Source organism: Pseudomonas sp. PS01300 (assembly GCF_029960155.1).
Taxonomy (GTDB): Bacteria; Pseudomonadota; Gammaproteobacteria; order Pseudomonadales; family Pseudomonadaceae; genus Aquipseudomonas; species Aquipseudomonas palmensis.
Map to the genome: position 1 here is coordinate 1 of NZ_JASCPN010000019.1, position 15219 is coordinate 15219.

Below are 15219 nucleotides of genomic sequence, written 5' to 3' on the forward strand. Positions count from 1 at the left end.
CCCACAAGGGGCTGAGCTGTCCTTGTGGGAGCGGGCTCGACCCGCGATGAGGCCTTTGAATTACTTACCCAATCTACGCAGTTCATCGGACTCCACGGTCCGGACCCCGTCCTGCTCTTCCAGCGCCAGGCGCCACAGCGCCCGCGCCAGTTGGCAGGCTTCGATGCCGCGGTACTTGCCCGGCAGCAGCCGCGACAACGGCCCGGCAAACTGTTCACCGAGCCGAGGCTCGATACGCTCGCCCAGCAGTACCGACGGCCGCGCGATGGTCAATTGCGGCCAGTCCTGCGCCATGAGTGCCTGTTCCATCTCGCCCTTGACCCGGTTGTAGAACACCGACGACTTGGGGTCGGCGCCAATCGCGCTGACCACCAGCAGGTGCCGTGCACCCATTTCCCGCGCCCGCTTGCTGAACGCCACCACCATGTCCAGGTCGACGGCGCGAAACGCCGTTTCCGAACCTGCCTGCTTGATGGTGGTGCCCAGGCAGCAGAAGGCGATGTCCACCCGGCCGCTCAACTGCGGCAGGAACACCGCCGGGTCGCCGACCGGGTTCTCCAGGTGCGGGTGTTCGGCCAGCGGCCGGCGCGTGGGGGCCAGCACACGGCTCACGGTCGGCTCGTTGAGCAGCCGATCCAGCAAATGCTCACCAGTCAGCCCGGTGGCTCCGGCAATCAGGATGTGCTGAGGCGTCAGGTACATGATGTCTCTCCCTTGATACAGTCAGCTTAGTGGCTGCTTGTATTTTCTGCTTGTACCGCACCGGCACTTTGCAGTGCTTTTCGTGCCTGTTGCTGGCGCAGTTTCTGCCAGTGCTGCAGCACCCGTTGCGGCGCCCACAGCTGAGGTTCGGAAGCCTCGAAGCCATCGGCCTGCTCGCGCTGCTGCACCGTGGTCTTGGCCAGTTCGAAGGCCTGCTGCAGGTCGTCGGTCTGGTTCAGTGCCCGGGCGAACAGTGCTTCGCCGAAATAGGTGAAGTCGGCCTCTTCGGAGCAGCCGAACGACACCCGGTCGGCACGCGATGCGGTCATGATCAAGGTCTTGTCGTCCTTGAGTGAATCGATGTAACCCCCCGAGTAGCACGCAGAGATCACGATTATCTTGTCACGTTCCTTTAGTGGGGCAAGCGCGGCCGAGAGTTCATCGGCGGGCAGGTCGGCCAGTTGCAGGCGCGGCAGATCCAGCACCAGTTCATGTTCGTGGCTACCGTGGCTGGTCAGGTAGATGAACACCAGGTCTTCGGGGCCGCTGCGCTCGGCCAGGGTGCGTGCGGCCCGCGCCAGGTTCTCGCGGGTGGCCAGGGGGCGGTCGGCCATGTGGTCGCGGTGGTTGACCAGGGCGACCTGGCCAGTGGCGCCGAAACGGGTCTTGAGCATGTCGCTGACGTAGTCGGCCTCGCGCATGAACACGCTCTGGTTGCCATCGCCGGCCAGGGCCAGGCTGTACAGCTCGATTGCCGGGGTAGAGGCCGGTACCTGGGCCAGCGCCTTGTCGAGCAGGGTGCCCTGCTTGAGCAGGGCCAGCTCCAGGGGGTCGGGCAACAGGCGCCCGTGTTCGTCGCGCACGCGCAGGCCGTTGACCCAGTGGCCGCTTTCGACGCTGCCGTCGACCTGCGTCAGCCGGCCTTTGCCCTGGTAGGTGTCGTTTTCGAAACCGCCGACGTACAGGCTGCCGTCGGGCAATTGCAGGCGGCCCTGGCCGGCGAAGCGCCAGTCGCGAAACTCGCCCTTGTAGTGGCTGGCGTCGCTGCCGAACAGCTCGCCCTTGCCGGTCAGCGAGCCGTCGCGGAACTGGCCGATCCAAACGTCGCCATCGGCGTTTTCGTAACGGCCGCGACCTTGCAGGTGGTTGTCCTTGAATTCGCCGATGTACTGGTCGCCTTCGGCGCTGTTGAAGGTGCCGCTGCCCTGCAACTGGCCGTCGACGAAGCGCCCGCTGAACTGGTTGCCACTGGCATCGCTGCGGATGCCTTCGCCGTGGGGTTTGCCCTTGGCGAACAGGCCCTGGTACTGGCTGCCGTCGGCCAGGGTCAGTTCGCCGGCGCCGTTGTACTGGTCGTCCTTGAACTGCCCGCGATACTGTACCTGGCCTTCCCTGAGGGTGCCTTCGCCGTCACGCCGGCCAAGCTTGAAGCCGCCGCTGTAGTGGCTGCCCGGGGTGGTCAGCTCGCCCTGGCCGTGAAACAGACCCTGCTGGAACTCGCCGCGGTACACCTCGCCATTGCTGCCGTGCCATTCGCCGCGGCCCTGCCACTGGCCCTGCTGGAAGTTGCCGGCATACCAGCTGCCATTGGGGTAGTCGATGCGCCCCGGGCCCTGCAGCAGGCCATTGACCACGTCGCCACGGTAGCGGCCGCCATCGGGCAGGCGGGCATCGGGCGGTGACAGCGGTTCACCGTCGCCACAGGCGGCGAGCAGCAGGGTCAGGGCAAGGGGTACGAATGGGCGCATGGCGGGGTCCGGGCAAGTCAGGCCCCGAGTATGCCGCAGTTTGTCGCGGGTGAAACAGCCGCTGGCAGCTGTTTCACCTTGGGCGGGTCAGACGAAGCAGAGCGACAGCGGCTCGGCGATATAGGCGGGTTTGTCCTGGCCTTCGATTTCCAGGGTGGTGGTGGCCTTGAGCAGCCACTGGCCCGGTTTCTTCTCGATGGCCTCGCTCAGGTCGACCTTGAGACGAACCCGCGAACCGACCTTCACCGGCTGGATGAAGCGCACGCTGTCCAGGCCATAGTTGACGACCATCTTCAGCCCCTCGGGCAGCACGAGGATGTCTTCCATCAGCTTGGGAATCAGCGAAAGGGTGAGAAAACCGTGGGCAATGGTGCTGCCAAATGGCGTTTTTGCCGCCTTCACCGGGTCTACATGAATGAACTGGAAGTCGCCGGTAGCCTCGGCGAACAGGTTGATGCGCTCCTGGTCGATGGTCAGCCACTCGGAACGTCCCAGTTCCTTTCCAACGTACTGCGCCAGCTCTGCAACGGGTACATAGGGCATTGCGACTCTCCTGGTTGTCTTTGATTTTGTTGTGACTGCTACAGGTTCGACTGCTTAAGATCAGCACGCCGACCGGATGCGGTCAAGTCACCGTTGTTTCAGCGAATATCGGGGTATAGACCAGTCGTTAGCGTGCTTATAATGGCCGCCAGGCCTGAGGGAGAAGTGCAATGTTGTTGCGTGGTTTGACGTGGCTCGTGCTGTTCCAGTTGCTGGGGACGGCGATCAATCACCTGTTTCTGTCGATGCTGCCGGGGCCGATCATCGGGCTGGTGCTGTTGCTGGCGTACCTGATGCTGCGCGGCGAGGTCAGTGCGCCGTTGAGCGAGGCGGCCAGCAGCCTGCTGCGCTACCTGCCGTTGCTGCTGGTGCCGCCGGCGGTGGGGGTGATGGTGTACGCCGCCGACATTGCTGCCGACTTCTGGGCCATCGTCGGTTCGCTGGTGCTGTCGGTGCTGATCGCCCTGGCGTTCTGTGGCGTGCTCATGCAGAAGATGATTGCCCGTCAGGCCCGTCGTGAGGAAAAGCCATGAGCCTGGACTGGCACGGCGCCCTCGATGCGGTCATCCACCACCCGCTGTTCGGCATCGGTATCACCCTGGGGGCCTATCAGCTGGTGCTGGCGGCCTACGACAAGACCCGCTGGATCTTCCTGCAGCCGGTACTGGTATCGATGCTGGTGGTGATCGGTGTACTGGTGACGTGCGGCGTGTCCTACGCCGAGTACCGCAAGAGCACCGAAATCATGAACATCCTGCTGGGCCCGGCCACCGTGGCCCTGGCGGTCCCGCTCTACCTGAACCTGCGGCGTATTCGCCAGCTGTTGTGGCCGACCTTGACTACGCTGGTAATCGGCGGCCTGGTCGCGACCTGTGCCTGCCTGTTGCTGGGCTGGTGGTTCGGTGCCGAACACATGATCCTGATGACCATGGCGCCCAAGTCGGTGACTTCGCCGATTGCGATGCTGGTGGCCGAGCAGATCGGCGGGGTGGCGGCGCTGGCGGCAGTGTTCGTGCTGATCACCGGGGTGATCGGGGCGATCTTCGGCCCGGCCCTGCTGTCGGCCTGCGGGGTGAGCAGCCCGGAAGCCCGCGGCATGGCACTGGGCATCAGTGCGCACGCGGTGGGCACGGCGGTGGCGTTGGAAGAAAGCGAGGAAACCGGGGCCTTCGCGGCCCTGGGCATGAGCCTGATGGGAGTGGTCACGGCGGTGTTCCTGCCGTTGGCGGTCAGCCTGGTTGCCTGAGGATATTCGATGACATTGCCCCTGTTTCCACTCAATACCGTGCTGTTCCCCGGCTGCAAGCTCGACCTGCAGATCTTCGAGGCGCGCTACCTGGACATGATCGGCCGCTGCATGAAGCAGGGCGGCGGGTTCGGCGTGGTGTGCATCCTCGAAGGCGAGCAGGTGGGCAATGCCCCGTCGGGGTTCGCGACAATCGGCTGCGAGGCGTTGATACGCGACTTCCAGCAGCAGGACAACGGCCTGCTGGGCATTCGCGTCGAAGGTGTGCGGCGCTTCGATGTCGGCCCCTACGAGGTGCAGAAGGACCAACTGCTGCTGGCCGAGGTGAACTGGCGCAGCGAACAGCCCGACGCCCCCCTGGAGGAGGACGATCACGACCTGCTGGCCTTGCTCGGCGCGCTGGGCGAGCACCCGATGGTGGCGGCACTGGACATGCCGGTCGAAGTCATCGGCCAGCAGGCACTGGCCAACCAGCTGGCCTACCTGCTGCCCTTCGAGGATGAAGACAAGCTCGACCTGCTGGCCATCGATTCGCCCCGCCAGCGCCTGGACGCGATCCAGGCGCTGCTCGAGCGGCTGCAGGGCGAGTTGTTCGCCTAGGTCTCAGTACTGGTAGCGCAGCAGGGCATGGGGCAAGGCATGCAGGGCGAAGAACGCAAGAGTGCCGGCGCAGGCCGGCAGGATCAGCCACCACACCTTGAGCGGCATGGCGCCGAGCGGTTCGCGGTGCTGCACCAGGCTCAGGCTGGCGGCGCACACGCAGCAGGCCAGCAGCGAGCCGGCGAGGATGTCGGTGGGCCAGTGTGCACCCAGGTAGACCCTGGACAGGGCAATCGACATCGCCGGCAGGCACCCCAGCAGAATCCAGGTCAGGCGCATGCGTGGCGGCTGGCCACGACCGGCCAGCACCGCCAGCGTCAGAAAGAACGCGAATGACGCCGAACTGTGGCCACTGGGCATGCTGTAGGAGGTCAGCGGGTCGCTGAGCACTTCGGGGCGCGCGCGGGCGAACAGCCACTTGAGTGTGCCGTTGGCCAGCGCCGTGCCCATCAGCGTGCAGGCGGCGAAGATCGCCGGGCGCCACTGCCGGCTCAGCAGCAGCAGGCCGGTGAGCACACCGCCCACCACGAACTGCGTGCGGAAGTCGCCCAGGCGGGTGATCAGTACGATGGTGCCGTCCAGCGTGGCGCGGCGGTGTTCCTGCACCAGGGTCATCAGGCCCTGGTCGAAATCGTTCAGGTACGGCCAGCCGATGAACACCGCAGCCAGCATTACCAGGCTCAGGCCGGCGATCAGCCGTGTGCCGTAGCGCTTGCTGCGCAGGCTGGTGCTGATGCTCAGGCCGATCAATAGTGCGAGGCCGGCGGCGATGATGCCTGCTTCGGTCCAGAACCCTTCGGGCAGCGGCAGGCGCATGGCCGCGCCGGTGGCCCAGCCGGGCAGCAGGTAGGCCACCGCCCAGCCGGCACCTGCCAACAGGCTGACGGCGATGAAGCGTGGCAAGGGCATGTCGAACATGCCCGCCACCATCGGCAGCATCGGCCGCAGCGGGCCGATGAAGCGCCCCACCAGCAGGCTGGCGATGCCATAGCGCTGGAAGTAGCTCTCGGCGCTGCCGATCCATTCGGGGTGGTGGCGCAGCAGCGGCAGGCGCCGGATGTTCTGGTGGAAGCGCCGGCCCAGGGTGTAGGAAATCGCATCGCCCAGCAGCCCGCCCAGAAAGCCCAGCAGCAGGGTTTCGCTCAGGCCCAGTGCGCCGCTGCCGGCGAGAACCGCCACGGCGAACAGCAGGATGGTGCCGGGCACGATGAGCCCGGCGATGGCCAGGCATTCGACGCAGGCCACGATGAAGATTGCCAGGCCGAGCCATTGCGGGTTCGCGGTCAGCCAGCCGGTCAGGCTGTCGAGCCATGGGCCCATGGTGTCAGTTTCCTTGTGTCAGTAAGAAATAGTCGCGGCCTTCGACTTGCCCACGGCGCAGTGGGTTCCGGGTGCAGTGCGCGGCGAAGTCGGCGTCGACGAAACGGTAGGGCAGATGTTCGTCGCGCCCTTGGGGAATGCCCAGGCGTGTGGTCTGAATAATGTGTTTCACGGTTATGCCGCAGTCTTCGACGAACAGCCGCTCGGGGTCGAAACGCTGGGCGTCCCAGTGCGGGACTTTCAGCCCCAGGGCCTTGCACAGCAGGGTCTGGCCGGCACACAGGCGCTGATCGGCGCGCGGCTGGCCGCTGGCGTCGGGGTTGTTCAGCTGCATCTGCGCCAGGCTGTTGTGGTCGCTGACGGCATCCACCCAGGGGTAGGCCGACTTGATCAGCACCGCGTTGCCGGGGCCGTGGGCGCTGAAGTTGAGCGAATCGCCGCCACGGGCGTAGTACATGTAGATGTGGCCGCCATCGAGGAACAGGGCCTTGCGTTTTTCGGTGTAGCCCAGCGAGGCGTGGCTGCCCTTGTCGGTGACGTAATAGGCTTCGGTCTCGATGATGCGCGCCGACAGCCACAGCTCGCCCTGACGATGGCGGATTACCTTGCCGAGCAGGGCCTTGGCCAGGGTCTGGGCGTCGCGGTCGAAGAAGCTGTCGGGGAGGGCCCGGGGCGGGCAGGGGGCGAATTCGGTCATGGGCGCGATAATAGCAATTTATGGTCCGGGTCGGCGGCGGGGCTTTGCTGGAGCCGGCCTTACCGGCGAAGGGACGCGCTACGGTACATCTTCATACACTGTTTTCGACCATCCGCCTGACACCGCTGGGCGTATACCTGCATGACAGTTATAATCAGCCGATTTTCCCCTCCGCCAAGACACTGAGCCCATGACTGAGTCCGTTCTTGACTACATGACCCGCCTGGGTCGCGCCGCCCGTGAGGCCGCGCGCGTGATTGCCCGCGCCAGCACCGCGCAGAAGAACCGCGCCCTGCACGCTGCCGCCAATGCCCTGGACGCCGCCCGCGCCGAGCTGGGTGCCGCCAACGAACTGGACCTGGCTGCCGGTCGCGCCAATGGTCTGGAGCCGGCCATGCTCGAGCGCCTGGCGCTGACCCCGGCCCGCATCGACGGCATGATCGTCGGCCTGCGCCAGGTGGCCAGCCTGCCGGACCCGGTCGGTGCCATCCGCGACATGAGCTATCGCCCCTCCGGCATCCAGGTCGGCAAGATGCGCGTACCGCTGGGCGTCATCGGCATCATCTACGAGTCGCGCCCCAACGTGACCATCGACGCTGCCAGCCTGTGCCTGAAGTCGGGCAACGCCACCATCCTGCGTGGCGGCTCCGAAGCCATTCATTCCAACCGTGCCATTGCCGCCTGCATCCAGCGCGGCCTGGCCGAGGCCGACCTGCCCGCGGCGGTGGTGCAGGTGGTCGAGGTTACCGACCGCGAGGCGGTGGGCGCGCTGATCAGCATGCCCGAGTACGTCGACGTGATCGTGCCCCGTGGCGGCAAGGGCCTGATCGAACGGGTCAGCCGCGACGCACGGGTGCCGGTGATCAAGCACCTGGACGGCATCTGCCACGTGTACGTGGCTGAGCACGCCGAGCTGGACAAGGCCCAACGCATCGCCTTCAACGCCAAGACCTATCGCTACGGCATCTGCGGCGCCATGGAAACCCTGCTGGTCGACCAGTCGGTCGCCGCGGCGTTCCTGCCGGCGATGGCCAGCCAGTTTCGCGACAAGGGCGTGGAGCTGCGGGGCTGCGAGCGCACCCGGCAGATCATCGAGGCGCTGCCGGCCAGCGAAGACGACTGGAGCACCGAGTACCTGGCGGCGATTCTGTCGATTCGCGTGGTCGATGGCCTGGATGCGGCCATCGAGCACATCAACCACTATGGTTCGCACCATACCGATTCGATCGTCACCGAACACCAGGGTCAGGCCCGTCGCTTTACCGCCGAGGTCGACTCCTCGTCGGTGATGATCAACACCCCGACCTGCTTTGCCGACGGCTTCGAGTACGGCCTGGGGGCCGAGATCGGCATCTCCACCGACAAGCTGCATGCACGCGGCCCGGTCGGCCTGGAAGGGCTGACCTGCGAGAAGTACGTGGTGATCGGTGACGGCCAGCTGCGCGGTCAGGAGTCGTTCTGACCTTGGCCGAGCACAGCCCGCTCGCCGTTGCTGCCACGCCGTCGCCCGCCCGGCGCATCGGCGTGCTCGGCGGCACGTTCGATCCGGTGCACATCGGTCACCTGCGCAGTGCGCTGGAGGTGGCCGAAGTGCTGACGCTGGACGAACTGCGCCTGATGCCCAATGCGCGCCCGCCGCACCGCGACATGCCGCAGGTGTCGGCGCAGGATCGCCTGGCCATGGTCGAGCGCGCGGTCGAGGGCGTGCCCCTGCTGAGCGTCGATGCGCGTGAGCTGGCCCGGGACAAGCCGTCCTACACCATCGATACGCTGGAGCTGATGCGCGCCGAAATGGCCGCTGACGACCAGTTGTTCCTGCTGCTGGGCTGGGACGCATTCTGCGGCCTGCCGAGCTGGCATCGCTGGGAAGAGTTGTTGCAACACTGTCATATCCTGGTGCTTCAGCGCCCGGATGCCGACGTCGAGTCGCCGGATGCCCTGCGCAACCTGCTGGCCGCACGTTCGGTGAGTGACCCGCAAGCCCTGCAGGGGCCGGCCGGGCACATAGCATTCGTCTGGCAGACACCCTTGTCGGTGTCGGCCACGCAGATCCGACAGCTGCTGGCCAGCGGCAAGTCGGTGCGGTTTCTGGTGCCGGACGCAGTACTGGCCTATATCGATGCGCACGGCCTGTACCGTGTGCCGAACTGAGTGCGCCAACGGCGCCTCATACCTACGAGTTGAATGAGTTTTATATGAGCAAGCAAGAAATGATTAAAGGCGAAGAGCTGGTCAAGGTCGCGGTAGCTGCCCTTGAAGACGTCAAGGCCCAGGACGTCCTGGTCATCGACGTTCGCGACAAGCAGAGCATCACCGACTACATGATCATCGCCACCGGTACCTCCAACCGTCAGATCAGCGCGATGCTGGACAAGGTCCGCCAGATGGTCAAGGAGAAGGGCGTTCGTCCGCTGGGCGAAGAAGGCAAGGGCGACAGCGACTGGGTGCTGCTGGACCTGGACGACGTCATCGTGCACATGATGACCGCCTCGGCCCGTCAGTTCTACGACCTGGAGCGCCTGTGGAAAGGTGCCGAGCAGAGCCGTGCCGCCGATGGCAAGCACCACAGCCCGGAGCACACCCACGAGCACTTCGCCAAGCTCAACAAAGACCAGGAATAAGGTAGCCCCGTGCGTCTGCGTCTGATCGCGGTCGGCTCGCGCATGCCCAAATGGGTCGAGGACGGCTGGCATGAATATGCCAAGCGCCTGCCTTCGGAGCTGTCCCTGGAGCTGGTGGAGATACCGCTCAACACGCGCGGCAAGAATGCCGACGTTGCCCGCCTGATCCGTCAGGAGGGCGAGGCCATGCTGGCCAAGGTCCAGCCGGGCGAGCGTATCGTCACCCTCGAGGTGCACGGCAAGCCGTGGAGCACCGAACAGCTGGCGGTCGAACTGGACCGCTGGCGCCTCGACTCGCGTACCGTCAACTTCATGGTCGGCGGCCCCGAAGGGCTGGCGCCGGAAGTCTGTGCGCGGGCCGAGCAGCGCTGGTCGCTGTCGCCGCTGACCTTGCCGCACCCGTTGGTAAGGATACTGATCGGCGAACAGCTGTACCGCGCCTGGACCGTGTTGTCCGGGCACCCTTACCACAAATAGTCGTAAGCCTTTTCAATGTCGCAGCCGATTCGCCTCAAGGACCACGAGAAAGACGCCCGCCTGGTGCGTAGCCGCGTCGTGGTCGGCGCAGTCGCGATCGTGCTGCTGATTTGCGTGTTGATCGCCCGGCTGTACTACCTGCAGGTCATTCAGTACGACTACCACTCCACGCTGTCGGAGAACAACCGGGTGCATGTGCAGCCGATCCCGCCGACACGCGGGCTGATCTTCGACCGCAACGGGGTGATCGTCGCCGACAACCGGCCAAGCTTCAGCCTGACCATGACCCGCGAGCGTTCCGGTGACTGGCAGCAGGTACTCGATTCCATTGTCGAGGTGCTGGAGCTGACCGAGGACGACCGGGCACTGTTCGAAAAACGCATGCGCCAGGGGCGTCGGCCCTTCGAGCCGGTACCGATCCTGTTCGAGCTGACCGAAGAGCAGATCGCCCGGATAGCGGTGAACCAGTTCCGTCTGCCGGGTGTGGAGGTGGCGGCGCAGCTGGTACGCCATTACCCGCAGGGTGCGCACTTTGCGCATTCGGTCGGCTATGTGGGGCGCATCAACGAAAAAGAGCTCAAGTCCCTCGACCCGGTCAACTACAGTGGCACCCACCATATCGGCAAGACCGGTATCGAGCGCTTCTACGAAGCCGAGCTGCATGGCCAGGTCGGCTACGAAGAGGTCGAGACCAACGCCCGTGGCCGGGTGCTGCGGGTGCTCAAGCGTACCGATCCGATCCCCGGCAAGGACATCGTCCTGAGCCTGGACATCAAGCTGCAGGAAGCTGCCGAAGCGGCGCTGGGCGGTCGTCGTGGCGCGATCGTGGCGCTCGACCCGAACACAGGTGAAGTGCTGGCGATGGTCAGTCAGCCGAGCTTCGACCCCAACCCCTTCGTCACCGGCATCAGCTTCAAGGCCTATGCCGAGCTGCGCGACTCGATCGACCGCCCGCTGTTCAACCGCGTACTGCGCGGCCTGTACCCGCCGGGGTCGACGATCAAGCCGGCAGTGGCCATCGTCGGCCTGGACACCGGCGCGGTCACGGCCACCTCGCGGGTGTTCGACCCGGGCTACTACCAACTGCCCAACTATGACCACAAGTACCGCAACTGGAACCGCACCGGCGATGGCTGGGTCGACCTCGACACGGCGATCATGCGTTCCAACGACACCTATTTCTACGACCTGGCGCACAAGGTCGGCATCGACCGGCTTTCGGCCTACATGAACCGCTTCGGCATCGGCCAGAAGGTCGCGCTGGACATGTTCGAGGAATCCTCCGGGCTGATGCCGTCGCGTGACTGGAAGCGCGCGACCCGGCGCCAGGCCTGGTTCCCCGGCGAGACACTGATCCTCGGCATCGGCCAGGGCTACATGCAGGCCACACCGCTGCAACTGGCCCAGGCCACCGCGCTGATCGCCAGCAAGGGCAAGTGGAACCGCCCGCACCTGGCCAAGACCGTCGAGGGCGTGCGCCCGGTGGACGAGAACCCGATGGAAGACATCGTGCTGCGTGACAAGGCCGACTGGAACAGGGTCACCCACGGCATGGAGATGGTGATGCACGGTGCCCGTGGTACCGCGCGCAAGGCCGCCATCGGCGCGCAGTACCGCATCGCCGGCAAGAGTGGTACCGCGCAGGTGGTCGCGATCAAGCAGGGCGAGAAGTATGACCGCAACAAGGTGCAGGAGCGTCACCGCGACCACGCCCTGTTCGTGTCCTTCGCCCCGGCCGAAAACCCGAAGATCGTGGTGTCGGTGATGGTCGAGAACGGCGAGTCCGGCTCCGGCGTGGCCGCCCCCGTGGTGCGCCAGGTGATGGACGCCTGGCTGCTCGACCAGAACGGTCGCCTCAAGCCTGAATACGCCAACCCCGCGGGTGCCCCGACCAATGTGTCGGTGACCACCCCGGCCGCCCCGCCAGCCAACCCTACAACCGCGCAGGAAACGGCCCGTGAAGAGTAATTTCGATCGCATGCTCTCCAGCGAGGACGTGATGCGCCGCCGCGCCAGCTTCCTGCAGCGCATCCACGTCGACGGCCCGCTGCTGGTGCTGCTGCTGACCCTGGCCGCCGGCAGCCTGTTCGTGCTGTATTCGGCCAGCGGCAAGAACTGGGACATGCTGCTCAAGCAGGCGTCCTCGTTCGGCCTGGGGCTGGTGTCGATGTTCGTCATCGCCCAGCTGGAGCCACGCTTCATGGCGCGCTGGGTGCCACTGGCGTACGTCGGCGGGGTGATCCTGCTGGTGGTGGTGGACGTGATGGGCCACAACGCCATGGGCGCCACGCGCTGGATCAACATCCCCGGGGTGATCCGCTTCCAGCCGTCGGAGTTCATGAAGATCATCATGCCGGCGACCATCGCCTGGTACCTGGCCAAGCGCACCTTGCCGCCGCACCTCAAGCACGTGATGATCAGCCTGATCCTGATCGGTGTGCCGTTCATTCTCATCGTGCGCCAGCCCGACCTGGGCACCGCGTTGCTGATCCTGGCCTCGGGCGCGTTCGTGCTGTTCATGGGCGGGCTGCGCTGGCGCTGGATCCTCAGCGTGCTGGCGGCGGCAGTGCCGGTGGCGGTGGCGATGTGGTTCTTCGTCATGCACGACTACCAGAAGCAGCGCGTGCTGACCTTCCTCGACCCGGAAAGCGACCCGCTGGGCACCGGCTGGAACATCATCCAGTCCAAGGCGGCGATCGGCTCGGGTGGGGTATTCGGCAAGGGCTGGCTGCTCGGCACCCAGTCGCACCTGGACTTTCTGCCCGAGAGCCACACCGACTTCATCATCGCCGTGCTCGGCGAGGAATTCGGCCTGGTGGGCATCTGCGCGCTGCTGCTGATCTACCTGCTGCTGATCGGTCGCGGCCTGGTGATCACGGCCCAGGCGCAGACGCTGTACGGCAAGCTGCTGGCCGGCAGCCTGACCATGACCTTCTTCGTATACGTGTTCGTCAATATCGGTATGGTGAGCGGCCTGTTGCCCGTGGTGGGTGTGCCGCTGCCCTTCATCAGCTATGGCGGAACTTCGCTCGTGACGCTGCTGTCAGCGTTTGGGGTTTTGATGTCGATCCACACGCACCGCAAATGGATCGCGCAGGTTTGAATAAGGTGAACAATTCAATGCAAGCAATGCGTGGCTGGGTGGCTCGCTGTGCCCCCTGGGTCGGGCTGTTGGGGCTGCTGGCCCCAGGTCAGCAGGCGAGTGCCGCCGATTATGACGGCTCGCCCCAGGTGGCCGAGTTCGTCGGCGAGATGACCCGCGACTACGGCTTTGCCGGCGAGCAACTGATGGCGGTGTTTCGCGAGGCGCAGCGCAAGCAGTCGATCCTGGATGCGATCTCGCGCCCGGCCGAGCGGGTCAAGCCGTGGAAGGAATACCGGCCGATGTTCATCACCGACGCGCGCATCGCCCGCGGTGTGGACTTCTGGCGCCAGCACGAGGCCACCCTGGCGCGCGCCGAAAAGGAATACGGCGTGCCTGCCCAGGTGATCGTGGCGATCATCGGCGTGGAGACCTTCTTTGGCCGCAACACCGGCAATTACCGGGTGATCGACGCGCTGTCGACCCTGGGCTTCGATTACCCGCCGCGGGCCGAGTTCTTCCGCAAGGAGCTGCGCGAGTTCCTGCTGCTGGCCCGCGAAGAGCAGGTCGACCCGCTGACCCTCAAGGGCTCGTACGCCGGCGCCATGGGCCTGCCGCAGTTCATGCCCAGCAGCTTTCGCGCCTATGCCGTGGACTTCGACGGCGACGGCCACATCAATATCTGGACCAACCCGGACGATGCCATCGGCAGCGTGGCCAGCTACTTCAAGCGCCATGGCTGGGTGGCCGGCGAGGGCGTGGTCAGCCGCGCCCAGGTGCGTGGCGAACGTGTCGACGAGGGCCTGAGCCCGGGTATCGAGGCGGTCAAGACCGTCGCGCAGTTGCGGGCACTGGGCTGGTCGAGTCATGATGCGCTGCGCGATGATCTGCCGGTCACCGCCTTCCGGCTCGAAGGCGACAACGGCCCGGAATACTGGCTGGGCCTGAAGAATTTCTACGCGATCACTCGCTACAACCGCAGCGTGATGTACGCCATGGCGGTACATCAACTCTCGGATCAGCTGGTCCAGGCAAGGGGCGCCAGGTAATGCGCGTACTGTTTACTGACACATCTCTCAAACTGATCGGTTGCGCGGCCCTGGGCCTGTTGCTGGTCAGCTGCTCCTCCAGCCGCCCGACGCCGCAAGGTGGCAGCAACGTGGTTCGCGCCAAGCCGGGCCTGGACATCAACCGGGCCCACAAGGACGGCGCGCCGTGGTGGGACGTGGATGTCTCGAAGATCCCCGACGCCACCCCAACGGTGCACACCGGCAACTACAAGGCCAACCCCTACACGGTGCTGGGCAAGACCTACTTCCCGATCCAGGACTCGCGCAACTACCGCGCCGAGGGCACGGCGTCGTGGTACGGCACCAAGTTCCACGGGCAGAACACCGCCAATGGCGAGGTGTACGACCTGTACGGCATGAGTGCGGCGCACAAGACCCTGCCACTGCCGGCCTACGTCAAGGTGACCAACCTGGACAACCAGCGCAGCGTGATCCTGCGGGTCAACGACCGTGGCCCATTCTATTCGGACCGCATCATCGACCTGTCCTACGCCGCGGCCAAGAAGCTCGGCTACGCCGAAACCGGTACCGCCCGCGTGCGCGTCGAGGGCATCGACCCGCAGCAATGGTGGGCCCAGCGTGGTCAGCAGGCGCCGATGGTGCTCAACCAGCCCCAGGTGGCCCAGACCCAGCCGCTGCCGGCCAGTACCGGCACCGTCGAGCAATGGACCCCGCCGCCGCAGCAGCACGCGGCGGCCGTGGTGCCGGTGCAGGTTGCCAACAACGGCAGCGGGCCGGCCAGCAATGGTCTTTACTTGCAGGTCGGTGCGTTCGCCAACCCGGATGCGGCCGAACTGCTGCGCTCCAAGCTCAGCGGCATGGTCAGCGCGCCGGTGTTCATCAGTTCCATCGTGCGCAACCAGCAGACCCTGCACCGCGTGCGCCTGGGGCCGATCAACAGCCAGGGCGAGGCCCAGCAGATGCAGGACAGCGTGCGCCTGGCCAACCTGGGGCAACCCAAAGTCGTCACGGCAGACTGATCGGGGGGACTGATCGGTTTGTCATGCAGTCGGGCAGAGCAGCCATGTACAATGGCCGTTTTGCTCGCCAGGCCCAGCGCCTGGAATACGTTTTGCCCGCGAGGGCATGAGCCCAATAGCCATTTCGAGAGAC

Annotated in this window: 16 protein-coding genes; 11 read left to right on the plus strand and 5 right to left on the minus strand. The window is 65.5% G+C overall.

The genetic code is table 11. The features are described 5' to 3' along the window. Positions 1-60 precede the first annotated feature (60 nt). The 3 genes from QMX96_RS11945 to QMX96_RS11955 form a co-directional block, all read right to left on the minus strand. Positions 61-702, minus strand: a complete 642-nt coding sequence (locus QMX96_RS11945) for an oxidoreductase (protein ID WP_043863915.1) — start codon at positions 700-702, stop codon at positions 61-63. 26 nt (positions 703-728) lie between these two features. Beyond that, the gene (locus tag QMX96_RS11950; protein ID WP_282361837.1) at positions 729-2450 is read right to left on the minus strand and encodes a C13 family peptidase; all 1722 of its coding nucleotides are present in this window, start codon (positions 2448-2450) and stop codon (positions 729-731) included. Between the two features lie 87 nt (positions 2451-2537). Next, positions 2538-2993: a MaoC family dehydratase gene (locus QMX96_RS11955; protein WP_043863913.1), complete on the minus strand. Its 456-nt coding sequence runs from the start codon at positions 2991-2993 to the stop codon at positions 2538-2540. A gap of 170 nt (positions 2994-3163) precedes the next feature. Here QMX96_RS11955 and QMX96_RS11960 point away from each other — a divergent pair, with 170 nt between their 5' ends. The 3 genes from QMX96_RS11960 to QMX96_RS11970 are packed head-to-tail and all read left to right on the plus strand — an operon-like array spanning position 3164 to position 4839. After that, positions 3164-3526: a CidA/LrgA family protein gene (locus tag QMX96_RS11960; RefSeq protein WP_043863912.1), complete on the plus strand. Its 363-nt coding sequence runs from the start codon at positions 3164-3166 to the stop codon at positions 3524-3526. 2 nt (positions 3527-3528) lie between these two features. Continuing rightward, a complete protein-coding gene (locus tag QMX96_RS11965; RefSeq protein ID WP_173925073.1) occupies positions 3529-4239 on the plus strand; it encodes an LrgB family protein in 711 nt (236 codons plus the stop codon). Positions 4240-4248: 9 nt separating this feature from the next. Then, a complete protein-coding gene (locus tag QMX96_RS11970; protein WP_282361838.1) occupies positions 4249-4839 on the plus strand; it encodes an LON peptidase substrate-binding domain-containing protein in 591 nt (196 codons plus the stop codon). Positions 4840-4842: 3 nt separating this feature from the next. On the opposite strand, the gene QMX96_RS11975 is transcribed toward QMX96_RS11970, so the two are convergent. After that, complete coding sequence (locus tag QMX96_RS11975; RefSeq protein ID WP_054916340.1) at positions 4843-6159, minus strand: bifunctional DedA family/phosphatase PAP2 family protein; 1317 nt, start codon at positions 6157-6159, stop codon at positions 4843-4845. A 4-nt stretch (positions 6160-6163) separates the two neighbouring features. Next, entirely contained in the window at positions 6164-6856 is a 693-nt protein-coding gene (locus QMX96_RS11980) for a DNA-3-methyladenine glycosylase (protein WP_043863908.1), read from the minus strand. A gap of 190 nt (positions 6857-7046) precedes the next feature. Between QMX96_RS11980 and QMX96_RS11985 the strand changes: the two genes are divergently transcribed. The 8 genes from QMX96_RS11985 to QMX96_RS12020 are packed head-to-tail and all read left to right on the plus strand — an operon-like array spanning position 7047 to position 15086. Further along, the gene (locus QMX96_RS11985; protein ID WP_043863907.1) at positions 7047-8318 is read left to right on the plus strand and encodes a glutamate-5-semialdehyde dehydrogenase; all 1272 of its coding nucleotides are present in this window, start codon (positions 7047-7049) and stop codon (positions 8316-8318) included. A gap of 2 nt (positions 8319-8320) precedes the next feature. Beyond that, complete coding sequence (gene nadD / locus QMX96_RS11990) at positions 8321-9007, plus strand: nicotinate-nucleotide adenylyltransferase (RefSeq protein ID WP_043863906.1); 687 nt, start codon at positions 8321-8323, stop codon at positions 9005-9007. Positions 9008-9051: 44 nt separating this feature from the next. Next, positions 9052-9477, plus strand: a complete 426-nt coding sequence (rsfS, locus tag QMX96_RS11995; protein ID WP_088514344.1) for a ribosome silencing factor — start codon at positions 9052-9054, stop codon at positions 9475-9477. Between the two features lie 9 nt (positions 9478-9486). Beyond that, the gene (rlmH, locus tag QMX96_RS12000; protein WP_010222895.1) at positions 9487-9954 is read left to right on the plus strand and encodes a 23S rRNA (pseudouridine(1915)-N(3))-methyltransferase RlmH; all 468 of its coding nucleotides are present in this window, start codon (positions 9487-9489) and stop codon (positions 9952-9954) included. 15 nt (positions 9955-9969) lie between these two features. Continuing rightward, positions 9970-11922 carry a penicillin-binding protein 2 gene (gene mrdA, locus QMX96_RS12005; RefSeq protein WP_054916341.1) on the plus strand — a complete coding sequence of 651 codons (1953 nt, stop codon included), beginning with the start codon at positions 9970-9972 and terminating at the stop codon, positions 11920-11922. A 31-nt stretch (positions 11923-11953) separates the two neighbouring features. After that, positions 11954-13057 carry a rod shape-determining protein RodA gene (rodA, locus tag QMX96_RS12010; protein ID WP_043863944.1) on the plus strand — a complete coding sequence of 368 codons (1104 nt, stop codon included), beginning with the start codon at positions 11954-11956 and terminating at the stop codon, positions 13055-13057. A 17-nt stretch (positions 13058-13074) separates the two neighbouring features. Continuing rightward, a complete protein-coding gene (gene mltB, locus QMX96_RS12015; RefSeq protein ID WP_043863903.1) occupies positions 13075-14085 on the plus strand; it encodes a lytic murein transglycosylase B in 1011 nt (336 codons plus the stop codon). Then, a complete protein-coding gene (locus QMX96_RS12020; RefSeq protein WP_043863902.1) occupies positions 14085-15086 on the plus strand; it encodes a septal ring lytic transglycosylase RlpA family protein in 1002 nt (333 codons plus the stop codon). Before mltB ends, QMX96_RS12020 begins: the two co-directional genes overlap by 1 nt. The last annotated feature ends 133 nt before the right edge of the window (positions 15087-15219 follow it).

What these genes read in the sequence shown, in the direction of transcription:
- rsfS (WP_088514344.1), top strand. Translation starts at nt 9,052, where the DNA reads ATGAGCAAGCAAGAAATGATTAAAGGCGAAGAGCTGGTCAAGGTCGCG.
- QMX96_RS11945 (WP_043863915.1), bottom strand. Translation starts at nt 702, where the DNA reads ATGTACCTGACGCCTCAGCACATCCTGATTGCCGGAGCCACCGGGCTG.
- mltB (WP_043863903.1), top strand. Translation starts at nt 13,075, where the DNA reads ATGCAAGCAATGCGTGGCTGGGTGGCTCGCTGTGCCCCCTGGGTCGGG.
- rodA (WP_043863944.1), top strand. Translation starts at nt 11,954, where the DNA reads ATGCGCCGCCGCGCCAGCTTCCTGCAGCGCATCCACGTCGACGGCCCG.
- QMX96_RS12020 (WP_043863902.1), top strand. Translation starts at nt 14,085, where the DNA reads ATGCGCGTACTGTTTACTGACACATCTCTCAAACTGATCGGTTGCGCG.
- QMX96_RS11975 (WP_054916340.1), bottom strand. Translation starts at nt 6,159, where the DNA reads ATGGGCCCATGGCTCGACAGCCTGACCGGCTGGCTGACCGCGAACCCG.
- QMX96_RS11955 (WP_043863913.1), bottom strand. Translation starts at nt 2,993, where the DNA reads ATGCCCTATGTACCCGTTGCAGAGCTGGCGCAGTACGTTGGAAAGGAA.
- QMX96_RS11980 (WP_043863908.1), bottom strand. Translation starts at nt 6,856, where the DNA reads ATGACCGAATTCGCCCCCTGCCCGCCCCGGGCCCTCCCCGACAGCTTC.
- QMX96_RS11970 (WP_282361838.1), top strand. Translation starts at nt 4,249, where the DNA reads ATGACATTGCCCCTGTTTCCACTCAATACCGTGCTGTTCCCCGGCTGC.
- QMX96_RS11985 (WP_043863907.1), top strand. Translation starts at nt 7,047, where the DNA reads ATGACTGAGTCCGTTCTTGACTACATGACCCGCCTGGGTCGCGCCGCC.
- mrdA (WP_054916341.1), top strand. Translation starts at nt 9,970, where the DNA reads ATGTCGCAGCCGATTCGCCTCAAGGACCACGAGAAAGACGCCCGCCTG.
- QMX96_RS11950 (WP_282361837.1), bottom strand. Translation starts at nt 2,450, where the DNA reads ATGCGCCCATTCGTACCCCTTGCCCTGACCCTGCTGCTCGCCGCCTGT.
- QMX96_RS11960 (WP_043863912.1), top strand. Translation starts at nt 3,164, where the DNA reads ATGTTGTTGCGTGGTTTGACGTGGCTCGTGCTGTTCCAGTTGCTGGGG.